The sequence below is a fragment of the Desulfobacula phenolica genome, from assembly GCF_900105645.1.
Lineage (GTDB): Bacteria > Desulfobacterota > Desulfobacteria > Desulfobacterales > Desulfobacteraceae > Desulfobacula > Desulfobacula toluolica.
This window is the reverse complement of sequence record NZ_FNLL01000003.1, coordinates 1-22,189: the sequence shown is the minus strand read 5'-3', so window position 1 is coordinate 22,189 and position 22,189 is coordinate 1. Positions and strand designations below refer to the sequence as shown.

The following is a 22,189-nucleotide window of genomic DNA, read 5'->3' as shown; positions in this document are numbered from 1 at the left end:
ATCATGGCGAGAAAACCTGTATTTTTCAGCTTTCATTTTGATAATGATGTAATGCGTGTTCAACAAGTTCGCAATATCGGTGCAATTGAAGGTAACACTCCAATATCACCCAATGATTGGGAATCTGTTAAGCGAGGTGGAGATACATCCATAAAGCGTTGGATAGATGATAATATGAAGTATAAACAATGTATAATCGTATTAGTAGGTGTGGAAACAGCCAATCGGCCTTGGGTAAGGTACGAAATCGAAAAAGCATGGAAGGATGGAAAACCCATTTTGGGAATCTTTATTCACAACCTAAAATGCCCTCGTAATGGTACAAGCCGAAAGGGTCAAAATCCATTTGACACATTTAATTTTAAAGATGGGAAAAAGTTATCAACTGTCGTAAATTGTTATGATCCTTTATCCTATGACGCTTATAACGATATTGCCGGCAACTTGGAGACATGGGTAAATACGGCGGTAGCTCAAAGAAAATAAAATGGAAAATTAAGAATCAAAACTTAAAATAAATGGAGAATTTGCTTCCATCCAAACACATTCAGTCGTTCTTAGGAATGTAAATCAGCCAATAACAAATAATGATTAAGTGTGCAAAACATATTGCATAACATTAATATCGATTTAAGCTATTTAACCGCTGTACTCTTAAGGTACCCTATAGGCCAAAGTATATAGTTGACTACAAATTCTATTGAGAGGTGAAAAGATAATTCTATGGTACCACATTTACCTTTACGCGGAGTGAGAGTCCAGATTTCAGGCTCTGTGCCAGAAAAATCAACCCTTCAGCAGGCAGATGGCATTCGTTCATTTGTCCAAACACTTGCCAGTACGATATTTAGTGAAGGCGGAACGGTAATTCACGGAAGCCACCCTACACTAATAAAACCATTAGAGGACTCAGCGAGTAATTTTATTCGGGCGGGGGGAGAGAAGGATGCTCTCACGTTGGTTCGCGCCCAGAAGTTTGCTGAAAGCAGCAAACAACTGGAGGAAATCGAAATACAAAGGCAATACGCCGCTGTCCAAATCGTACCTGCTATTGAAGGCAATCCAAACGAGAGTTTGATTCCAATGCGAGAATGGATGGCAGAAAGATCTGATGCAATCATCTGCATTGGCGGGAAATGGTGGGATACCAATAAAGCTCGAGCAGGCGTTCCCAACGAACTTGACGCAATGTTGTCCCTTGGAAAACCAGGTTTTGTTATTGCAGGTTTCGGGGGAGCGATTGAATGCTACGTTAAGGAATACCCAGAATTGTTATCTCGATTGAAAAATGGCCTTCCTGATAATCAAAATAGTGAAATAGCGAAGAGTATATCTCCCGAAAATCTCGTAAAAACGATTGTTTCACAACTGAAGCTCTTACCTCTCGTAAGGCAAAACACTTCGATGGGACGCAATTTCAGAATTTTAGCCCTCGATGGAGGGGGCTTGCGTGGTACATTCACAGCCGCAGTACTATCAAAGTGGGACGATATGATCAAGAGTGGCGGTGGCAATAGTTTGGTTGCGCACTTTGACCTCGTTACGGGGACATCCACAGGAGCAATCCTAGCAATTGGTCTTGGTCTTGGTTTAACACCACTCGAAATACTGGAGTTCTATCGAAATCAAGGACCAAATATTTTTCCAAAAAACAGGAAGTTGCGACATTGGTTAAAATCCAAGCACGAATCCACAACACTTCGAAAGGTGCTTCAAGAGGTCTTTGGTGATCGAAAACTCTCCTATGATTCGTGCTGCAGACTTGTTATTCCGACTGTAAGAGCCATTCATGGAGAAGCAGAAGCTATTGTGACAGCCCATTGTCAGGATCGAACAGCGTTCCAAGATATTACGGCGGTTGATGCAGCGCTCGCGTCCTCTGCAGCGCCCACTTTTTTCGATGAAGCTGTGTGGGAAGCACCTATTGCGAAAGAAACATTTTTGGACGGTGGGATCTGGGCTAACAATCCAATCCTTCCCGCATTAGCTGAGGCGGTTCGACACTTGAAAATTCCATTGGATCGAATCGACGTATTGAGCGTCGGTACGATGGGTAGTGAGACCGATTTTACAGAGTCCCTCGGAAAAGGTAAAGCAGGATGGGCGCCAACCAATGCTGATATCTTCTTTGCTGCTCAGGAGCACGCCGCATCCGTTATGGCAGAAAGCTTCCTCGGGCCAGCTCGTCATCTACGTGTCAATCAACAAACGCCGAGTGCGATTAAACTTGATGATAAGGAAGCGATTGAAGATATGGCCTATAGAGGAGCTAATGTCGGAAAGGATTCTTTTGTAGCAGTTCGGTCACGATTCTTAGACGGCATATATGTTCCCGATTGGCGAGAAGATAAATAACCTCAAAATAAATCCCGTAATATTTTTATAAAACAAGGTAGTATTATGTATAAACTTATAGGAAAGCGATTAATTATAGCCATCTGTATGAGCGTTTTTTATACGATCTTCTTTGAGGGATATATTTTTGCAGAAGACTGTGAAATGCCTGACGAACTAACCTTTTCGATCGTTCCCGCTACGGAAACAATGCAAGACTTAGCCATCTATAAACCAGTTTTGAAACACCTTCAAGAAGTTACAGGAAAAAAGATCAATTTCTTTATGCCGACTTCAAGAGCAAGTGTCATAGAGGCAATGATGAGTGGATTTGTGGATATAGCCGTACATGGGCCTTATTCCTATATTCTTGGTAATGAAAAAGATCAAAATATAGAGGTTTTTGCCACCTATATAAAAAAAAAAGGACACATAACTAAGGAAGGTCCAGGATACCAAGCCGTAATTATAAGTAAAAAAGGATCCAAATTCACAACGATAGAATCTCTTAAGGGAAGCACTGCTGCATTAGTCGATCCAGCAAGCACATCGGGCAACCTTGTACCCCGCATCAGTTTTTCAAAAGTGATTGGCGTGCCTATTGAGGACTATTTCAATAAAATTGTTTATTCTGGTGGACATGACTTGTCAACTATAGCAGTAAACGATGGAAAGGTGGATGTTGCATTTGTAGCGACGCATCGATTTGATGAAGTAATAAACCGTGGGAAAGTTAAAAAAGAAGATTTTAATTACGTGTGGTTTTCCGACTTTATTCCTGGAGATCCCATTTGTTACCGGTTGGCTCTTTGCCCTGATTTAAGAAAGAAAATTGAAGAGTCTTTTTTAAATCTGCATAACATACCTGCTGCTGCGAACTATTTAAAAAATGTTAGAGCTTTAAAAATGAAAAGGATGACAAGTAAAGATTATAATATCATAAGGGAACTTAAAAAGGCCAAGGATAAACTTTAAAATTAAAAGTCACTATTCGGTATAGCCCCCTGCTTATGGCTGTTCCAATTTACAATTGACTTTGCACCTAAATATAAGGATTAAATGATTTTGCTTGAAGTCAAAAATCTATCATTTCGATATCATAAAACTGGGCCTGAGATTTTAAAGAATATTTCATTCAATTTGGCACCCAATGATTTTTTAGCTATCATTGGTCCTAGTGGTGCTGGAAAATCCACATTGCTGCGATGTATTAATAGACTGCTTGAACCCACCTCTGGAGACATTCTATTTGACGGTATAAATATAACAAATTTACACCAGCGCGGAATGCGAGATGTCCGTTGTCGGATGGGGATGATTTTTCAAGAGTTCAATTTAATAGAAAGAATGAGTGTAATTGACAATGTACTTGCCGGAAGATTAGGGTATACAAGTTCAATTAGAAGTATATTTAAAATGTTTCCCAAATCTGACATTCAGAAGGCCTTGAAGATTTTGGACCGAGTAGGCCTAAGCAATTTTGTTGAAAAAAGACCTACCGCCCTCAGTGGCGGCCAGCGGCAAAGAGTGGGAATTGCACGGGCACTGATGCAAGACCCAAAACTTCTCCTCGTCGATGAACCAACTTCCAGCTTGGACCCCAAAATTTCACGCGAAGTTATGGGCATAATCAAAACAATGTCAGAAGAGGAAGGGGTACCAGTTTTGTGTAGTATACATGATGTTATACTTGCTCTTGAGTTTTCAAATAAGGTCATCGGTCTACAGGACGGATATAAAAGGCTTGATAGCCAGACCAACTCTATTGAAAATGGTATGCTCGATGAAATATATGCTTTATAAACTTTTTAGCAAATAGCAGGTAAGGATTGGAAAAGCAGCCTCTTCAACAGCGGGTCGACCGAATAATTCTCAGAAGGGAAAAGTCAAATTTTGTAAAATATTGTTGTTACTTTTTTTTTGTATTATCCATTTTATGGTGTGTGAAAGTAACAATTATTAATGATACGGATTGGCAAAGAATCGGATCCATAAATTCAGTATTCAAAGCTATTGGTCAATTTTTCCCACCAGATCCTTCGGTGGTTCAATATCTTTTTATACCCATAATCGAAACATTTATGATTGCCAGTATAGGGACGGTACTCGCAATTATCCTTGCGATTCCAGTATCTTGGTTTGCCGCCCAAAACATTACGCCCAATATTTTTATCACTTACCCAATTGGGCGCTCCCTAATGACGATATCAAGATCTATACATGAAATCGTTTGGGGCCTTATATTTGTATCTGCCGTGGGGTTAGGTGCTTTACCTGGAATCCTTGCAATCGCCATACGTTCCACCGGCTTTATTTCAAAATTAACCGCTGAAGCTATAGAAAATGTTGATCCTGATCAGATAGAAGCAATTAAAGCTGTTGGGGGTAATAGTTTTCAAATCATTTTCTATGGAATTATCCCACAAATACTCCCAGTCTATATTGGAAATGCTATTTTCCAATGGGATATTAATATCCGGCGCGCCACAATTATGGGTCTTGTCGGTGCTGGTGGATTAGGATTAACCCTTCAGAGGCAATTATTGATGTATAACTATGAAGGAGCAACAACTGTTATTATTACGATACTTCTACTTATTACTTTTGGTGAAGTCGTTTCTTATTACGCCCGTAAGATTGTTCTATAGTTTCCTTTCTTTAAAATAAGGTCATAAATTGTGAATGCCATAAAAGATGATGATTTGCCAAATGGCACCAATGTAACATTAACACTGAGTCGTTTATACTACATTCAGTTTTTTGTCCGATTTGGAACCTTTTTGTTTTTATTGGTTTTTATCGGTTATTCTTTATTTTTTATGGATGTAAAGCTAAACCGATGTACTTCAATGTTCGGCAATATCGGAAACATGATTAAAACTCGATTTTATCCACCAGATATTCATTATATTTTAAACGAACGCTACCTAAAATCTGTATTTGAGACTATTCAGATGGCCTATTTAGGAGCGCTTTCCGGGATTCTTTGCTCAATTCCGATTTCCTGGTGTGCCTCATTTAATGTTACACCTAATAAGCGTTTTGCCTATCCTGCTGGAAAATTTATTATCACGTTCTGCCGATCCATTCATGAAATGATATGGGGTTTGTTTTTTGTAATCACGATAGGATATGGTATGTTTTCAGGTGTCTTGGCACTAACTATGTGGAGTATCGGCTTTGTGGGAAAACTTTTTTCTGATGAAATCGAGTCGATCAATATGGGGCAAGTGGAAGCAATTCGAGCAACCGGAGGCAATTCAATACAGGTGTTTATCTATGCTGTTTTTCCGCAAGTACGAGTGGCCTGGATTGGTATTTCCATTTATTCATGGGATTCAGCCTTTCGAGCGGCCACTGTGTTGGGATATTTTGGAGCTGGCGGAATGGGGTTATATTTAAAGCAAACCGTTGAGGAACTTGAATATTTCAAGGTATCAGCAATTCTTCTAACGATTATTATGCTTGTTCTCATTTCAGAAATAGTATCTGCCTGGGTAAGACATAGAATAAAGGGGCAACTATGAGGGTGAAGGAACTTAGGAATTGGTTACATTAATGTTCTCTTGGGCATAAAACTCGTGTTTATATAACAATGTCGCGTGTATTTTTATTGTTTATTCCAAGAAATCTGTGTCTAAAGTAAGTTTCTGTTCCTCATTAATGTCGGCTTGACAGCTATTATCATAATGTTGATGTTACTTTTGTAATGTCAAAATATAGACATTTTTAAAGGAGTTTGGGCCATGAGTAACAAATTATTCATTAGAAGACTTTATATATCATATGCTTCAGAAGATCTATTTATAGCACAGAACGTTGCAAATCTATTAAAAAATTGCCTAAACATTGAGATTCTCCTTGATAAATATTTTTTAAATCCAGGTGATCAATGGGCAACGACTATTGAAAAAAACATAAAAAAGTCAGAGGCTGTAATTATTCTTATTTCCCGCTTAGTTTCTCAAAACGGAGCTGCAGGTATTTTAGAAGAAGAACGGCTTGCACTCAGATTTAATATACCTGTGATTAAAGGAGTAATCCGCCTACAGCATTCAATTCTAAACGATGATAACCATCAAGTCATAGATTTCGGTGAAAATGGCGATAAGGTGTCGGCTGCATGGGAAGTAGCAAGATTCCTTCTGAATAAATCCAATCCATTTTGTTCATTAGGATTAGCAGGATTTTATAAAAATAAGGAAGATGCTATCATTGCATATGGCACAACAGAGGAAATAGCAGATAGTTCCAAAAAAGTTATTGTTATTGGTCACACCTTAAAAGCTTGGTTTGGTGACTATGAAAATATTATACGATATGGTCAAGCTCAAGTAAAAGTGTATTTCCCTGCTAAGAATGATGCAGGACTTAAACTCTTAGCAGAGACACACAGAAGTGGTAAAAGGATATATAAAGATATTAAAAAAGCTAAGAAGAAAGCGATTTCTTTATATAGGGAAATCAATAACCCAGACATTTTTCAATGTTTTGAATTAAAAACTAAGCCGATGTTCAGTGCTATGGCGGTAGATCTTGAAGATGACCATGGATACATCTCTGTAGACCATTATTTGTATAAAATATCTTCGGAAAATCGGCCAAGGATACTAATTAAGGGGCATGATAGCCCTCTTTTTAAGCTGTATGCCGGGGTCATTCGCAATATTATTAAAAAGGCAAAACCTTTGGAAAACTAAAATGATTTGTTTTGGAAAAAGTCATTATTCAAAAAATTGCTATTTAGGAAGGTAACAATGGAAAAAATATTAGAATCAAAAGTGTTATATCGCGGGAAAAGATTCAATGTGACAGGTTTGAAAATCGAACTTTCTCCTGGAAATATTGTTTTATGGGAGGCTGTAGATAAAGGTGGAAATAGTGTCGCTATGATACCTATTGATGAAAAAAATAATATATATTTGGTGGAAGAATATTTTGGTGCGGTTAACAAGCGAATGTTATGTCTCCCGAAAGGAATGGTAGATGCTGGTGAAACTAATGAAGAAGCAGCTTTAAGAGAATTACAGGAAGAAATTGGATTGAAAGGCAAGCTTAAGCAATTAACCATCATGGACATTAGTCCAAGCTATCTTACTCAAAAAACAATTCTTTATTTAGTTACTGAATTGGTGCATAGCAAACTTGAAGGTGATGAGAGGGAGTACATAAGAACAGTTAAACTTCCAATAACTGAAGCTTTTGAGAAAGTTATGAAAGGTGAAATTACTGAAGCTAGGACAATTACTGGAATCATACTGGCCAAAAATATATTAAAATTATAATGTCTAAAATCATAATTGCGCCCAATTCATTTCGTGATTGTATAGATACCTTCACGGTTGCCCAAGCAATTGAAATAGGGCTAAGAAAAGTTCTTCCTGATATAGAAATATTAAAACTACCCATTGCGGATGGAGGAGACCTTACACTTGATGTTCTAATAAATGTATTGGGCGGCGATATATTATATGTTCCGGTAAAAGACCCTCTTGGGCGTTCTATTATAGCCAAATATGGGATACTACCTGATGGGAATACTGCGATAATAGAAATGGCCGCAGCAACAGGGATCAGACTTATTTCCAAAGATCTTCTAGATCCTATGAATACAACTTCTTATGGTGCCGGACAATTAATTCATCATGCTTTAAATCAAGGATGTCGTAAATTGATTATTGGCCTTGGAGGAAGTGCAACCGTTGATGGTGGGTCGGGAATGCTGCACGCACTGGGGGTAAAGTTACTTGATTGCCACGGACAGAATATTAGTAATGGTGGAGTGGGATTATCACAATTAGACAGATTAGATATAACGGGAATGGATCCAAGAATTAAAGAAACAGAAATAATTGTAGCTTGTGATGTAGAAAATGTTTTGGTTGGGCCATATGGCTCTGCCTTGGTGTTTGGGCCTCAAAAAGGTGCAGATAGTGCAATGATTAAAATTCTTGATTCCAACTTATTTAAATTTGCGGATATTATTAATAGGGACCTACAAAAAAATGTTTTTTCAATTCCTTACGGGGGTGCCAATGGAGGTATGGGTGCCGCACTTTATGCCTTCTTAAACGCGAAACTTGAGCGAGGTATTGATTTGATTCTGAGATATATTGGATTTGAAAATTTATTATCGGGATGTAAACTAATTATAACAGCTGAAGGTAAGATAGATGAACAGACATTGAGTGGGAAGGCTCCCTATGGAATAGCTCAAGCTGCGAGAAGATCTAATATTCCTATTGTAGCTATAGTAGGGCAGGTAGATAATAAAGTTAAACTTGATGACCTTTCTATATTTAATGCCATATTTCCTTTATACAAGAAATCGATGTCGATAGAATACGCTATAAACAATGCACCACTGCTTGTTTCACTAACAGCGGAACGAGTTGGGAAGTTATTTATTGATGAAAAATTGTAAGTATCACACCGAGGATGAGTGACCTTTCTTAGCTATTGAATCAAATATCATGAATCATCAGAAATATCCAAATTTTAAAACGATATCGTGCTTTTAAGAGCGTAAAGGCCAATATAAGAAATTTTCTAAACCTACAAACAATTACTCAACAATCCAAATGAAGGCGGATAAACCGCTTATTTGGGGTGTTAATGAAGAAAAAGGATGATTTTACAATATAATTCGAAACATATTGAAGGGAACGACCCAATCTCCAATATGGAGTTTGTCATTACAATAGATTAAGCATCGACTGGGTAGGTTGAGATTGGGGCAAATGGTGATCCGGTTTGAGTAAGAAAAGGCTTGATTATCTATCAAATACTGTGTTTAATAACAGTGTTTATAATAATAGTGCTTAAAAAGCCCGATATGAAAGATCTAACGAAAAAACAATTCAACATCTATCAATTTATTTCCAAGTGGCACCAGGAGAACGGTTACCCTCCAACACAGGCTGAAATAAAAACTTACTTTGGTTATAAAAGCCAGAACACTGTACGCAATCACCTTGTTTTGATCGAAAAAAAAGGCTATATCCGATTAAATTTTGGAAGAGCAAGGGGGATACAATTGGTGAACCCTCTGATCGACAGGCAAAAAAATAATACAATTCCATTGCTCGGGGATATTGCAGCAGGTGTTCCGTTATGGGCAGAACAGAATTTTGACGATCAATTACCCATCAATCCGGTATTATTTGGTGGAGGTGAACTTTTTGCCCTCAGGGTAATCGGTGATAGTATGACAGGCGCAGGTATTAAAAGTAGGGATATTGCAATTATAAAAAAGCAAGACAGTGTCAATAACGGTGAAATTGCAGCAGTTCTCATTGAGAATGAAGCCACTCTTAAACGAGTTTTGTTATCTTCTGATCGACTTATTTTAAAGCCGGAAAATCCTGCATTTGAAAATCTTGAATTCCCTAAAAGTAAAAATAATATAATCCGAATCCTTGGGTTGTACAAAGGAATCATTCGTACAGAAAACAAACTGGGGTTCTCATGAATATAACAAAAACCGTCAAAGCATTTGGATGCCATGATGTTGTATTGTTTGAAGGCTCCCCTGACCCGAGACACATAGATTATCTTGATTTACTCAAACAACCAGGACAAAAACATCCAAAGATTGATGCCGTTGCAGAATTTCAATCCAGCCCCCTATTATATATTATTTCAGGGGAAAGGATGCATCATATAGATGATGAAAAGTTGTTAGATCTGCAATGTCTTTTGGCAAACCGTGGAGAAAGGGCCTTTCTTGGAATCATTAACCCAGGAGAACTGGTTGTTTATCCCATCAACTTAGATCGTTCTGCCTTGATAGATAAAAAAAATATTTCTATCAAAAAGGACTCTGCGAATGCACCATTATTTTTTCAAAGCATTGTAAATGGTGTTTTCACTCTGGAGGGCCAACCTGAAGCCCCGGACTTCGTTTTTAAAGCAATTCTTGATCTGATAACCAATTCATCAAAAGAACTGATAGAATATTACAATATCAATCCACTTGATGTTCTTTCATTCCTTGGCCGGACTTTGTTTTTTCGTTTTCTGTGGGACAGGAAAATAATCCTGCCGAACGAGCTTGATTCTATATGCCCAGACACTGATTCTCACGCAGGCTGTTTTGAAAATGTAAAAAATTCTGTTGCCACATGCCAATGGCTTGATCAAACCTTTAACGGTGATTTGCTGCCCTTCTCTGAAGATTATATCTCTGTTTTTGAAAAGGCTGACCATCAAACCAATGGTAAGATATTTCTTCATTTGCAGGCCATTCTCAAAAGCTGGGAGTATGCCGGAATCAGTGCGTTTCAAACTATAATTGATTGGGGTGATCTTGATTTTGCCCATATTCCTATTGGGGTACTCAGTCAAGTATATGAAAATTTCAGCAAGATATGGGATTCCCAACAAAGGGAACAGACAAGTGCGTATTACACTCCGAAAAACATAGCTCGATATCTTGTTGACGATGCATTTGAAGGGCTTTCAAACAAAAAAGACGCCCGAATTTTAGACCCCAGTTGCGGAGCAGGAATTTTTCTTGTTCTATCGTTTAGGAAGCTGGTAGCTGCCAGATGGGAACATGATGGCAAAAGACCAAATACAAAAACAATTCAGTCAATTCTTTACCGTCAGATTTGCGGTTTTGATGTCAGCGAGTCTGCACTGCGCCTTTCGGCGTTATCTCTTTATATTACGGCCATTGAGTTAAACGGCACTCCCCGCCCTCCAAAGAGTCTAAAGTTCCCGAAACCGCTTCAGGATATTGTGCTGCATAACCATCGGAGGCCAGAAGAAAGAGATACAAAAGATTTTGTATTAGGCAGTTTACGTTCTGATATACCAAATGAATTTGATGGTTCTTTTGATATTATTATCGGTAATCCCCCATGGAGTCGTCTAAAAAAAGACAACCCTGAATTCACTATATTAACCCGGCAAATATTAACGAGCCGAGGGTTTGAGGATTTAGCAAAAACGTATAAAAATCCAGATAAAAATCCTGATCTTCCATTTTTATGGAAATCCGTTCAATGGGCAAAGCCAGGTGGCATAATCGCAATGGCGTTGCCAGGAAGAATTTTTCTCAAACAGACAAAACCTGGAATAAAGGCGTTTAACGCGATACTAAAAGGGATCGAAATAACTGGCATTTTAAATGGTTCAAATCTATCCGATAGCCCTGTATGGCCTGGTATGAACCAACCTTTCATACTTCTTTTTGCTCGAAACCAAATACCATCAGTAGATCACAGTTTTTATTTTGCCACCCCTCATTTTGAACGATATTTGAATGATAAAGGGAGGCTACGAATTGATTATCAATCAGCCCACCCGGTATCCATCACGAAATTAATTGAAAGCCCAAGACTATTAAAAACGCTTGCCATAGGAACGATTCTTGATCAGGGACTGATAGAAAAAATTAACAGTCTTGATTGGCCAACTGTTAAATCTTACTGGGAAAGTCAGGATTTATATACTGGATTGGGATTCAATCTATCTCCGAAGCTGAAACAATATGATGCATCTTTCATGCGAGGGTTACCTATTTTTTCCAGACCTGAAGACAATTCATTTTCTGTTGATGTACCATTTGCTGAAAAATTTACGAACCCAACGGCCCATATGCCAAGAAAAATGGAATTGTATACACCGCCGGTATTAATCATACCCGAGTCAGCAGGCAAATCACTATTCACTCCAAAATCATGGATTGTAAAAACACCAGTTGCATTTAGTAAAAGTTATTACGGCTTTTCAGCATTCGGAAGCGGACAATCGGATTTAGAAATAGCTGTGTTGCATCTCATAACCCATTCTGAGCTTTTTAGGTATTATGTGCTGATCACAAGTTCCAGAGTAGCTGCTGAGAGGAGAACTTTTCTTAAAGAATCTATTGATAATTTTCCTTATCCAGAGATAAAAGGACTGGCTAAATCCACTACGAATAAAATCTTGGAACTATCATATGAACTTGAAACATCTTCAAATAAGCCCTGGGAGACGGTTAATGATTTTATCTTCGCTCTATATGGGTTAGATAAAAATGATAAGCAAATTATAAAAGACACTCTTGAAGTCGGTCAACCGTTTAAGAAATCACGTGATCGTGCAAATGCACGCCCTAATGACAAGGAGCGTAATGCCTTTTATTGTCAGCTTCAAAGATTTTTATCTCCATCCTTTTCTATTACAAATGAAAAGATATCAATCAATGAAATTCAGTTCAAAAATCAGGATATAATATCTTCTTGGCATTTTTTCGCTATTTCTTCATCTTCTATGTTAACTAATCCAGTAAAAAAAATACATGAAAGTCTACTTAATAAAATTTCAGAGGAAGCGAACAAAACCGGTTGCAGCAGAGTTATAGTCCATGGAGATGGCTACCTTACTATAGGAATCATAAGCCAGTACCGCTATTGGACATTGAGTCGTGCCCGATTATGTGCCCTTGAGATCCAGCGTCACCATCTGGATACATTCCCCATAGGGAGAGCCTAATGGCCGTCGGTTTCTTTACACGTGGAATAGAGTTTACATTACCGCATCCCAAAATCCCCCAGAGAACACTGTTGCTTCTTTACAAAGTCATTGAAAAGGCGTGGTATCTGCTCAAAGAAATGCCTCCCTCTGATTTCGATCTGGCAACTGCAGATGAAGACACGATTACCCAGATGCTGGTAGAAATTATTGAGAACCGCCTACGGAAAAATGGTGAGATTGATGGATTTAACAGTGCCATGTTTGGGAGGGTGACCCGGGATCAGAAAATAACCAATTATGATAAAAACCATCCCGACAAAATGCCCGATATCTTTTTTGACCTGAAAAGGGACCACCTGCCGATATTAAGCGATCAAGATGGCCTTTTCGTTGAATGTAAACCAGTTGATAAAAAGCACACTGTTTTATCCTGTTATTGCAAAAAAGGTTTATCACGATTTATTATCGGAGATTATGCATGGGCCATGCAGGACGCACTCATGATAGGATATGTGACACCCCCCTACTCGTTAGATCACCTCTCATCTGTTCTTGATGGGCCTAAAAATAAGGATTTTAACATAGTTGAACATTCTGAAATTGTTGAGCTGGATCTTTACGACTCAACTCACGACAGAAAATTTAATTGGCTCGAAAACAGAGGGAGAGCTTGTAGGATAAAGGTGAATCACCTTTGGCTTCAAATTTAATAGCTCTTCAGTTCTTGTCGTTCTTAGTTCTGTATTACAATTTTCAACCAAACAAAAGGGCATGTAAATATGACAGATAATATTATCTCTTTTGAAGAGTTCAGATTAGAAAAGAGAAAGACTGAGTCAGAAAATGATCCAATAATGCAAGTCTTAAAAAAAGATCTGCGTGAACATTGGGTTGCCGAGAAAGAATAGCACAAAGGAATACCTGGGAAGAATTATGAAAAATGATATTTTTGACAAAATTTCTCCTGACGAAGCGTTAGAAATTCTCAGGCAAATTACAAAAACAGATAAAAATTTGAAAAAGAAAATTGTAGAATTAGCTGAAAGTTTATTTAGAGATGTCAATATAGACCAGGTTTGTGAAGACGTTTTTTTTGAATTGGATTTAATTGATGTTCATGAGTTGTGGAATCGTGGAGGTTCGAACACAGATGGTTTTATTATAACTATGACAAATTATGACATTAAGCTGTGACACTGCTATAACAGATACTGTGACATTTGGAATTCAGAATGACAGATCACGACATTGTTTTAATACAACATCCATGAACCAAAAGAATTCAACAAAAAAATGAACCGGGTGTGACCGGTTATTTTTGCGTTAAGGAAGCATGAAAAAATTATTTAAAGACAATCAACCTGATCTTTATAAAGAAGTACATCCAGATAAAAACGAGGATTTGGATTTTTCAACTCTTTTCGAAAATTCTGGTAAAAAGATATGGTGGCAATGTCTAAAAGATAAACGACATATTTGGCAACAATCCATTACTAATCGGGTTCGTAAAGGCTATGGGTGTCCCTACTGTGGAAGGAGAAAAACCCTACCTGAAGAGTCGTTTGGGGCATTATATCCTGAAATTGCAGCAGAAATTCATCCTGAAAAAAGTAAAGATTTTGATCCTTTTAAATATCGCCCAGGCTCCAATAAGAAAATATGGTGGAAGTGTAAATATGGTCACGAGTGGAGGCAAATAGTAAGCCAAAGGGTTACAAGAGGTAGATTGTGTCAAATTTGCAAACGAAAGAAAATTTCATTTGGTGCAAAATACCCTGAAATTGCGGTGGAATGGCACCCAACGAAGAATGGAAATTTGCTACCGGAGGATATCCTTACTGGTGACCGAAGAAGCATATGGTGGCAGTGTAAAAAAAATCCTGATCATGAGTGGGAAGTCTCAGTTGAAAGCAGAGCCAGGTCAAACTATGGATGCCCACATTGTAATAAAGAAAAAAAGAAAAAAGAATATCCTTTGTTACAGGAATACGCCCCAGAGTTAATTCCGCAGTGGCATCCAGAAAAAAATAAACCCCTGAATCTATCTGACTTCAAAGCAAACTCAGCTGTAAAAATTTGGTGGATATGCCCTATCAATAAATCACATGAGTGGGAAACGTCAATTCGAAATAGAACACTTAGAAATCAAGGTTGTCCTTTTTGCTCAAAAAATCGCGTAACAACGAAAAACTCTTTAATAATTAATTATCCTGAAATTGCCGAACAATGGCATCCGAAAAAAAATAAGAATTTGAGCCCTGAAGATGTCAGCTATGCAAGTCACAAAAAAGTATGGTGGCAATGTACCAAAAATAAATCTCATGAATGGCAGCAAACTATTACTTCAAGGACACAACGCAATGTCTATAGATGTCCTTTATGCAAAGAGGTCAAAAATAACTTGCAAAAAATTCATCCAGAGATCGCCGCAGAATGGCACCCTACAAAAAATGGAACATTGAAACCAGATCAAGTCTCACGTGCAAGCGGAAAAAAAGTTTGGTGGAAATGTTCAGTTAACCCTGATCATGAATGGGAAGCAGTAGTTTTAAATAGAACCTCAGGAAAAAGTGGGTGTTTCCATTGTTTTAAAGAAAAGACTTCGATACGTCTGTCGGAAGGTTTGATGGATTTACGTCATGATGATATTGATTGTTACCATATATTTTTAAGTAATATGAGATCTGTCAAAAAGCTTTTAAGTTCTGAAATAAAAGGTGATTCAAGATTGATGCAACCTTTTTACCGTATGCTTTATGCTTCGATTATAACACTATTAGAGGCATTCCTATCAGATGCATTTCATAATGCAATTATGAATGATCTGGAACTTTTTGAAAAATTTATCACTAAGAATCCAGCATTCAATGAAAAAAAATATAAATTGTCGATAATACTTGATTGGTCCAAACACATTAATAAACGAGTATCAGAATATTTGTATAATGAAGTTTTATGGCACAATATGGAAAGGATCGAACCTCTATATAAAGATGTTTTAGGTATCGATTTTCCTAAAAATATCGTAGAAATAAAAAAAGCCGTTTCAATCAGGTATGATATTGTCCACCGAAATGGACGGAAAAAAAGCGGTGGTTATCACAAATTCAGTGAAGATAGATTAGAAAAGCTTTCTGAGAATGTGAAGGGGGTTGTAACGGAAATTCATGAGCAGTTAACGGATCTGTAAAATAAATTCATTTTCAACAATCCAAATGAACACGGCAAGCTGATTATTTGGAAACGTTCACTTTTAAAACACACAAGGAGAAATTATGGCAAATTTAAATATATTTTTAAGTTGGTCAGGAGAGAGGAGTAAAAAAATTGCACTATCTCTCAACAATTGGTTACCAAGAGTAATACAGTTGTCCTCTCCGTGGATGTCACATCAAAGTATTGAAAAAGGTAGCCGTTGGGCTTCTGAAATAGGCAAAACTTTATCAGAGTTTAACATTGGTATTCTGTGTATTACGCCTGAAAATATTACTGCTCCATGGTTAATTTTTGAAGCAGGTGCCCTTTCAAAGGCTATTGGCAGCTCGAAAGTAATTCCTTTAGTTATGGGCATGACGCCAAGAGACATATCAGGGCCATTGAGTCAATTCCAAGCTGCTGTTTTTGAAAAAGATGACATTTTTAAATTGATCTGTTCTCTGAATAATGAAATTGGAAATGTAAAAATCTCAGAGGCAATTTTAAAAGATACTTTCGAAAGATATTGGCCTGATTTAGAAAAAGATGTAAAAAAAATATCAAGTATTGAAATTGAAGCCACTAGCACCTCTGTAAGCAATGTAATTAATGCTTTTTCAAAATTCGGCATTCCAGATCCAAAAATAGGAAACCATGCCTATTTTAACAGTGGTTATGAAAGCCATGCTCTCTACGAAATAGCAACAAGAATCGCCCAAAAGCGTCTGTATATTTTAGGAAGGAAGAATAGAAAATTGTTTGACAAAGAGCACGAAGACTATTTCAAAACGCTTGATCACAGATTGTCTTCGGGATTCGACTTTAAAATTTTATTCCTATGCCCTTCCTCCCCTGATTATATACTAACAAATGCGCATAGAGATGATGATTTTAAAGACCAATTAACTTCCTGTATTCGAAATGCCCATAAAGTGTTGGGCAAGTATGGCATTGTTACGAAAAACATATGCAAGGCGTATCAATCAAACAGAGTCATGAGCGTTATGGTTATTGATGATGCAGTAGTGTATTGTCCAGTAGATATAACTGAAGATGGTAGACCGGCAAAACTTACTAAATCTCCATTTAAAGTTGAAAGTGCTAAGTCTGACTACGGGAAAGATCTTTTGAAATTATTTAACACTCACTGGAAAAACGCTTGCCAATGTAAAATACCTGATGATTCAAAAACAGAATATTGTTTTCAAAAATAGATAGACCCTGAGTTAATATCATATTTACATATTACTGGAATTGTTTCCTGAAAACAGATCGAGAGAAACACGCATATTTGTAGTCGCCCTAAACACCAACAGATGGAGCCATAGAATTATGAACGAAATAGAATCTCATATTCTAAACATCAACAAAGTAATTTGTAAAAATATTGACAGATTTGATGCTACTGAAAGAGGTTTATTATCGCAAAATATATTATCTCAGCTAAGAAATTTTATTGAGCATATATCATTAAAAATTTATAGCAAAAAGCAATGTATTGGTATTACATATGAAAATATTAGAAAAGCGAATTCTTATGTAAAATCAAAAGGAAAATTTAAGTTCTTGAGTCGGTTTCACAAACTAATTCAAATAACAGCCTCCCATTATACGCTTGATGAAGAAAACTCAGAAAGATTGATGTTAAAGTACTATGAATATTTAATCAGAATAAAAATATGTGTAAAATCTATGTTTGGCTTAGATGTCCTTGGGAATCTTCATTCATTTCCAATTCAAACCGATCCCAACTTAAAAGAATACTATGAAAAAATCGCTCAGAAAATAGATCAACCAAAATCAATAAGGCCAAAAAGTACTTACAATGACCGCTATTATATTCAGAAGATAAAACCATTTTTCGTTGGCTTTAGTATTTTCTACGAAGTGACATTTACAAGAGCCAATGATTATACAAGTAAGTTTGATAGAATAATTGCTTTTACAAAATTAGATATTTCTCATAATTACGCTGTCAAGCTTTCCATCAGTAACGATAGCATTCATGTTTTAGACAAAAATATGCCAATTCAAATAATTGATAGTTGGGAAGTATCGATTCGACCATGCGAATTAAATAATTTTGCTGATATATTTGGCAAACACCCCAACATTGGCGGTAATAAAGAATATTATGAATTAATGAAATATTTGACAGTAACTGGCGTAAATTTAGTTGAGCTAATTAACTTTAATGATAGTCAATTTAATTCAGTAAAAAATTTAGTCACCAAAACCGCAAAAGTTTCTCATTTTTTCACAATTTTAAGAAAGTGCCGAAACATCACGAAGAGTCAAAAATCAGGGTGCAATATTGTTAGCTACCTGCTCTTTAGGTTAGCCAACAAAATAATTAAAAAACAATATAACAACGAACCTTGTGAAAGGCTATCAGGACTTAACCTCCAATATGGTTGTATCCCATTCGATGATATGCCGTTTAATTCGTCACTTAAAAATCACAACCCCAAATTATCTGATTTGTTTAACTGTATAGACTCATCTGGTAGGGAGCATGAGCTATTTGCAAGGCTCATTAAGAATAATACTGAACAAAAAGGACAATTATATACGCCTAAAAAAGAGATAACAAAATTTGAAAACATTGATAATCTTATTGATACTTGGAATAGTTCTCTATATTGGAAACATAAAAATCGCAGACTTGAGAAATACAAGAAACACATTTTTATAAAAGAGTATGAAGAGGATACTTATCATATCGTTGAGGAATTAAAATCCCTATCCTTAAACGGGATTAAGAACTATACAAATTCTGTTAATTCATGGATGCAGTCCTCTTCCTACACAATTGATTGCGACGAAAAAGCAGAGGCATTGAAAAAAATATTTGAAAATTCTAAAGTAGCATTGATATATGGAGCCGCTGGAACTGGGAAATCAACTATGATAAACCATATCTCAAATTTTTTTTCTGATGAAAACAAACTCTATTTAGCAAATACTAATCCGGCAGTTGATAACTTAAAAAGAAAAGTTAAAACAGCCAATTGTACATTCCAAACCATTGCTAAATTTTTGTGGCGCAATAATTCTGATTTCGACATATTATTCATCGATGAGTGCAGTACAGTTAGCAACTCCGATATGCATAAAATATTAAACAAAGCATCTTTCGAACTGCTAATTTTAGTCGGAGATGTGTTTCAAATTGAGTCAATACTCTTTGGGAATTGGTTTAATCTTGCGAAATCTTTCGTCCCAAGTTCTTCTGTGTTCGAATTAACAAAACCGTACCGTAGCAACAATGACAACCTACTAAATTTGTGGGATAAAGTTAGAAACTTGGATAATGATATCCTTGAACACATAACAAGGAATCATTACTCAATAACTTTGGATGAATCAATTTTTGAACACACAGAAAATGATGAAATAATTCTATGCCTAAACTACGATGGGCTTTACGGTATAAATAACATCAATAGATTTTTACAAAATAGCAATAGCAATATTTCTATTGTATGGGGCACTCACACATATAAAATCAATGATCCTATTATTTTCAATGAGACTAACAGATTTTCACCTTTGATTTACAATAATTTAAAGGGAAAAATTGCAAAAATCGAACCACTCAAAGACAAAATTCAGTTTGATATTGAAATTGATAAAGTAATAAATGAATTCGATGCAATAGGATACGACTTTGAATTATTGGAGAATGCAGATAACGGTAATTCAGTTATTCGTTTCTTTGTTAATAAGTATAAAAGTACTGATGAAGATGACACTTCATCGGATGCGGTTGTTCCTTTCCAAGTCGCATATGCTGTTTCTATACATAAGGCCCAAGGCTTAGAATACATTTCAGTTAAAGTTGTCATAACAGATGAAGTTGAGGAAAGGATTTCCCATAATATTTTCTATACCGCGATTACTCGGGCAAGAGAAAAATTAAGAATATATTGGACCCCTGAAACTGAGAATAAGATATTGAAAGGATTAGAAAAGAAATTTAATGGTAAAGATGCCGCACTATTGAAATCAAAGTATAGTTTATAAATAAGCGGATCTTGTATTCCTGAAATCAAAAACTGATTTTCAGGCTATAATAATTTTCAAACAAATCAAATGCTGCGGACGAGCCGCAGATTTAGGTCGTTACATTAAGCCTAGTCGGCAGACACAGCAGCTCTAAAGGCCATGCCAAGATCTAAAAGAAGTCTTCCAATGGCGTTTGGCAAGATATACCGGAGAACGGGGGGAGCAAAGCGATGCAAGAATTACGCCAGTCATGTCATTTGCAAAAAGCCGCAAATGCCACGCCTGTCATAATTCTTGCATCGCGCTCCCCCCTTATCTCCTACGCGATTGCAGTCATAAACTATGAGGCAGGACCAAATAGTATTAAATGAAAAGAACTCAAAACAGTCATTGTTTATTGCCTGACAAACTGGAATCCAGTCCCGGTATTGGTGACATCTTCAGAGAATATGGCGATCGCTTCAGATTGAAATACCGGTTACATCCCCGGCAGCACAAAGTCATGTATGACATTGAACACTGCCGATGCGGTGAGTTCGGAACCCACTGGGAAATCTGCGATACCTGCGGACATATGATGAAAGGATACAATTCCTGCAGGAATCGCCATTGCCCCGGATGCAATAACATTGCGAGGCACCGATGGGTTAAAGCAAGACTGGATGAACTGTTGCCGGTATCCTACCACCATTGTGTCTTTACCCTGCCGGATGTATTTAATCCCCTTTGCATGTATAACCGCCGAGTCATGTATGACCTGCTGTTTGAAAGCGCCTCTCAGACCCTTCTGGATTTTGGACACGACCCAAAACGTCTGGGCGCACAGATTGGATTTTACGGTATTCTTCATACCTGGGGCGGTAAACTCTGGATGCACCCCCACCTGCATTTCATTGTAACTGCCGGTGGAATCAACACGACAGGGCAGTGGATATCACCGAAGTATCACAGCAAATTTCTATTTCCGGTTCTGGCGCTTTCATCCGTGTTCCGGGCCAAGTTCCTTGAAAAGCTAAAGAAAGCCCATCGAAATGGAAAGTTGAATTTTCCTCGGGATTTCAGTTCCCTTGCTGATTATTTTTCTTTTGAACAATGGCTGTTCCATGCAGTTCCAAAAGAATGGGTAGTCTTTTCCAAACCACCCTTTGCCGGACCCGAAGAGGTCGTCAAATATATCGGTCGATACACACACCGTGCTGCCATCAGTAATAACCGGATCATCTCCGTGGAAAATGACATCGTGGAGTTCTGGTTTAAAAACACCCGGAAGGATTCTCGCTGGGAAACAACCACCTTACCGGTTATGGAATTCATGAAACGGTTTCTGGATCATGTATTGCCCAAACATTTTCACCGCATCCGTTATTATGGGTTCTTGTCAAACGGGCGTGCAAGATCCAGCATAAATTTAATTCGCCATTCCCTATCCGACAGGAAACCTGTTGGAGTCACGGATGAAGCAGATCCCGAAGGCATGGAATGTCCTGTTTGCCAGGATGGCACCATGGTAACAATCCTTGTCATCGATGGGTATGGAAATATTGTTCGGGACGAATTACCTGACCCTGTGTTTGAACAAGAACTTGAGACGATGAATTCATCATGAACTGGACTCCTTGGATTAATGATAACAGACAGAATATCAGGCCAGGGATTGATGCGATCATTTAATGAAAAAGGCCGTGTTTTTTAAACAATTCCAGACCAAGGTGTACAAAATGACATTCAAATACGGATACCCAATCATTAGTTCTCACGAACCATCCCCAAATTTATGCTTGGAATTAAAAAACAAGGCAAGGGAAATTTGTACTTTTACCCAAGGCAATAACGGGATGACAGCAACCCGGTTAATGTAACGAATAAGGTTAGATTGTGTGAGCGCAGCGAACCACAATCTGAACCGTTTGTTGGACAAGCCCGGTCACCATATATAGAAAATAGCTTTTTAGGGTAAGGCGTTTGATCAGACGGATGTTAGGCGGGACCGGTCCTTTTTTCGAAAAATCGATCTTTGAAATTTATTTGCCAGATTCTCAAGGCTGTCTGAAGCAAAAAATGCTGTTTTTTGCACGCAGGTATGCATTGCCGGGAGAACCAGTTTTGTTTTGCGATCAGTGATGTGTGGATATTGAATTAAATATCACCTCCTATTGGCTTAATCATGCTGGTCAGGCAACCAGCGGCA

At 37.4% G+C, this 22,189-nt stretch carries 18 protein-coding genes; all 18 read left to right on the top strand.

Translation table 11 applies throughout. The features are described from left to right. Positions 1-3 precede the first annotated feature (3 nt). Positions 4-486, top strand: coding sequence for a TIR domain-containing protein (locus BLT94_RS05105; RefSeq protein WP_092231193.1), 483 nt, complete (start codon positions 4-6; stop codon positions 484-486). Between the two features lie 237 nt (positions 487-723). Further along, entirely contained in the window at positions 724-2,355 is a 1,632-nt protein-coding gene (locus tag BLT94_RS05100; protein WP_092231191.1) for a CBASS cGAMP-activated phospholipase, read from the top strand. 45 nt (positions 2,356-2,400) lie between these two features. Continuing rightward, on the top strand, positions 2,401-3,309 hold the full coding sequence (locus BLT94_RS05095; protein ID WP_092231188.1) for a phosphate/phosphite/phosphonate ABC transporter substrate-binding protein: 909 nt from the start codon (positions 2,401-2,403) through the stop codon (positions 3,307-3,309). Positions 3,310-3,393: 84 nt separating this feature from the next. Beyond that, positions 3,394-4,137 carry a phosphonate ABC transporter ATP-binding protein gene (gene phnC / locus BLT94_RS05090; protein ID WP_092231185.1) on the top strand — a complete coding sequence of 248 codons (744 nt, stop codon included), beginning with the start codon at positions 3,394-3,396 and terminating at the stop codon, positions 4,135-4,137. A gap of 26 nt (positions 4,138-4,163) precedes the next feature. After that, the gene (gene phnE / locus BLT94_RS05085) at positions 4,164-4,982 is read left to right on the top strand and encodes a phosphonate ABC transporter, permease protein PhnE (RefSeq protein ID WP_092231182.1); all 819 of its coding nucleotides are present in this window, start codon (positions 4,164-4,166) and stop codon (positions 4,980-4,982) included. Positions 4,983-5,012: 30 nt separating this feature from the next. Next, a complete protein-coding gene (gene phnE, locus BLT94_RS05080; protein WP_092231181.1) occupies positions 5,013-5,861 on the top strand; it encodes a phosphonate ABC transporter, permease protein PhnE in 849 nt (282 codons plus the stop codon). Between the two features lie 219 nt (positions 5,862-6,080). Continuing rightward, a complete protein-coding gene (locus tag BLT94_RS05075) occupies positions 6,081-7,034 on the top strand; it encodes a toll/interleukin-1 receptor domain-containing protein (protein WP_092231179.1) in 954 nt (317 codons plus the stop codon). A 57-nt stretch (positions 7,035-7,091) separates the two neighbouring features. After that, positions 7,092-7,619, top strand: a complete 528-nt coding sequence (locus BLT94_RS05070) for an NUDIX domain-containing protein (protein WP_092231176.1) — start codon at positions 7,092-7,094, stop codon at positions 7,617-7,619. Further along, positions 7,619-8,758 (top strand): glycerate kinase, encoded by a 1,140-nt coding sequence (locus BLT94_RS05065; protein WP_092231173.1) that lies wholly within the window; start codon positions 7,619-7,621, stop codon positions 8,756-8,758. Before BLT94_RS05070 ends, BLT94_RS05065 begins: the two co-directional genes overlap by 1 nt. Before the next feature lie 411 nt (positions 8,759-9,169). Then, positions 9,170-9,805, top strand: coding sequence for a transcriptional repressor LexA (gene lexA, locus BLT94_RS05060; RefSeq protein WP_139168984.1), 636 nt, complete (start codon positions 9,170-9,172; stop codon positions 9,803-9,805). After that, positions 9,802-12,816 (top strand): N-6 DNA methylase, encoded by a 3,015-nt coding sequence (locus BLT94_RS05055; RefSeq protein ID WP_092231168.1) that lies wholly within the window; start codon positions 9,802-9,804, stop codon positions 12,814-12,816. The genes lexA and BLT94_RS05055 overlap by 4 nt, the downstream gene beginning before the upstream one ends. Further along, on the top strand, positions 12,816-13,508 hold the full coding sequence (locus tag BLT94_RS05050) for a hypothetical protein (protein WP_092231165.1): 693 nt from the start codon (positions 12,816-12,818) through the stop codon (positions 13,506-13,508). The genes BLT94_RS05055 and BLT94_RS05050 overlap by 1 nt, the downstream gene beginning before the upstream one ends. A gap of 69 nt (positions 13,509-13,577) precedes the next feature. Continuing rightward, positions 13,578-13,706: a hypothetical protein gene (locus tag BLT94_RS22500; protein WP_281243347.1), complete on the top strand. Its 129-nt coding sequence runs from the start codon at positions 13,578-13,580 to the stop codon at positions 13,704-13,706. Positions 13,707-13,731: 25 nt separating this feature from the next. Further along, positions 13,732-13,992, top strand: a complete 261-nt coding sequence (locus BLT94_RS05045) for a M14 family metallopeptidase (RefSeq protein WP_092231162.1) — start codon at positions 13,732-13,734, stop codon at positions 13,990-13,992. Positions 13,993-14,131: 139 nt separating this feature from the next. Beyond that, positions 14,132-15,988, top strand: a complete 1,857-nt coding sequence (locus BLT94_RS05040; RefSeq protein WP_092231159.1) for a zinc-ribbon domain-containing protein — start codon at positions 14,132-14,134, stop codon at positions 15,986-15,988. Positions 15,989-16,073: 85 nt separating this feature from the next. Continuing rightward, a complete protein-coding gene (locus BLT94_RS05035; RefSeq protein WP_092231156.1) occupies positions 16,074-17,207 on the top strand; it encodes a TIR domain-containing protein in 1,134 nt (377 codons plus the stop codon). A 118-nt stretch (positions 17,208-17,325) separates the two neighbouring features. Beyond that, a complete protein-coding gene (locus BLT94_RS05030; protein ID WP_092231153.1) occupies positions 17,326-20,019 on the top strand; it encodes an ATP-dependent DNA helicase in 2,694 nt (897 codons plus the stop codon). Positions 20,020-20,368: 349 nt separating this feature from the next. Beyond that, entirely contained in the window at positions 20,369-21,607 is a 1,239-nt protein-coding gene (locus tag BLT94_RS05025) for an IS91 family transposase (RefSeq protein ID WP_092231150.1), read from the top strand. Positions 21,608-22,189 lie beyond the last annotated feature (582 nt).

Excerpts from the sequence above, each read along its gene's own strand:
- BLT94_RS05105 (WP_092231193.1), top strand. The coding sequence starts at position 4 with ATGGCGAGAAAACCTGTATTTTTCAGCTTTCATTTTGATAATGATGTA.
- BLT94_RS05100 (WP_092231191.1), top strand. The coding sequence starts at position 724 with ATGGTACCACATTTACCTTTACGCGGAGTGAGAGTCCAGATTTCAGGC.
- BLT94_RS05095 (WP_092231188.1), top strand. The coding sequence starts at position 2,401 with ATGTATAAACTTATAGGAAAGCGATTAATTATAGCCATCTGTATGAGC.
- phnC (WP_092231185.1), top strand. The coding sequence starts at position 3,394 with ATGATTTTGCTTGAAGTCAAAAATCTATCATTTCGATATCATAAAACT.
- BLT94_RS05075 (WP_092231179.1), top strand. The coding sequence starts at position 6,081 with ATGAGTAACAAATTATTCATTAGAAGACTTTATATATCATATGCTTCA.
- BLT94_RS05070 (WP_092231176.1), top strand. The coding sequence starts at position 7,092 with ATGGAAAAAATATTAGAATCAAAAGTGTTATATCGCGGGAAAAGATTC.
- BLT94_RS05065 (WP_092231173.1), top strand. The coding sequence starts at position 7,619 with ATGTCTAAAATCATAATTGCGCCCAATTCATTTCGTGATTGTATAGAT.
- lexA (WP_139168984.1), top strand. The coding sequence starts at position 9,170 with ATGAAAGATCTAACGAAAAAACAATTCAACATCTATCAATTTATTTCC.
- BLT94_RS05055 (WP_092231168.1), top strand. The coding sequence starts at position 9,802 with ATGAATATAACAAAAACCGTCAAAGCATTTGGATGCCATGATGTTGTA.
- BLT94_RS05050 (WP_092231165.1), top strand. The coding sequence starts at position 12,816 with ATGGCCGTCGGTTTCTTTACACGTGGAATAGAGTTTACATTACCGCAT.
- BLT94_RS22500 (WP_281243347.1), top strand. The coding sequence starts at position 13,578 with ATGACAGATAATATTATCTCTTTTGAAGAGTTCAGATTAGAAAAGAGA.
- BLT94_RS05045 (WP_092231162.1), top strand. The coding sequence starts at position 13,732 with ATGAAAAATGATATTTTTGACAAAATTTCTCCTGACGAAGCGTTAGAA.
- BLT94_RS05040 (WP_092231159.1), top strand. The coding sequence starts at position 14,132 with ATGAAAAAATTATTTAAAGACAATCAACCTGATCTTTATAAAGAAGTA.
- BLT94_RS05035 (WP_092231156.1), top strand. The coding sequence starts at position 16,074 with ATGGCAAATTTAAATATATTTTTAAGTTGGTCAGGAGAGAGGAGTAAA.
- BLT94_RS05030 (WP_092231153.1), top strand. The coding sequence starts at position 17,326 with ATGAACGAAATAGAATCTCATATTCTAAACATCAACAAAGTAATTTGT.
- BLT94_RS05025 (WP_092231150.1), top strand. The coding sequence starts at position 20,369 with ATGAAAAGAACTCAAAACAGTCATTGTTTATTGCCTGACAAACTGGAA.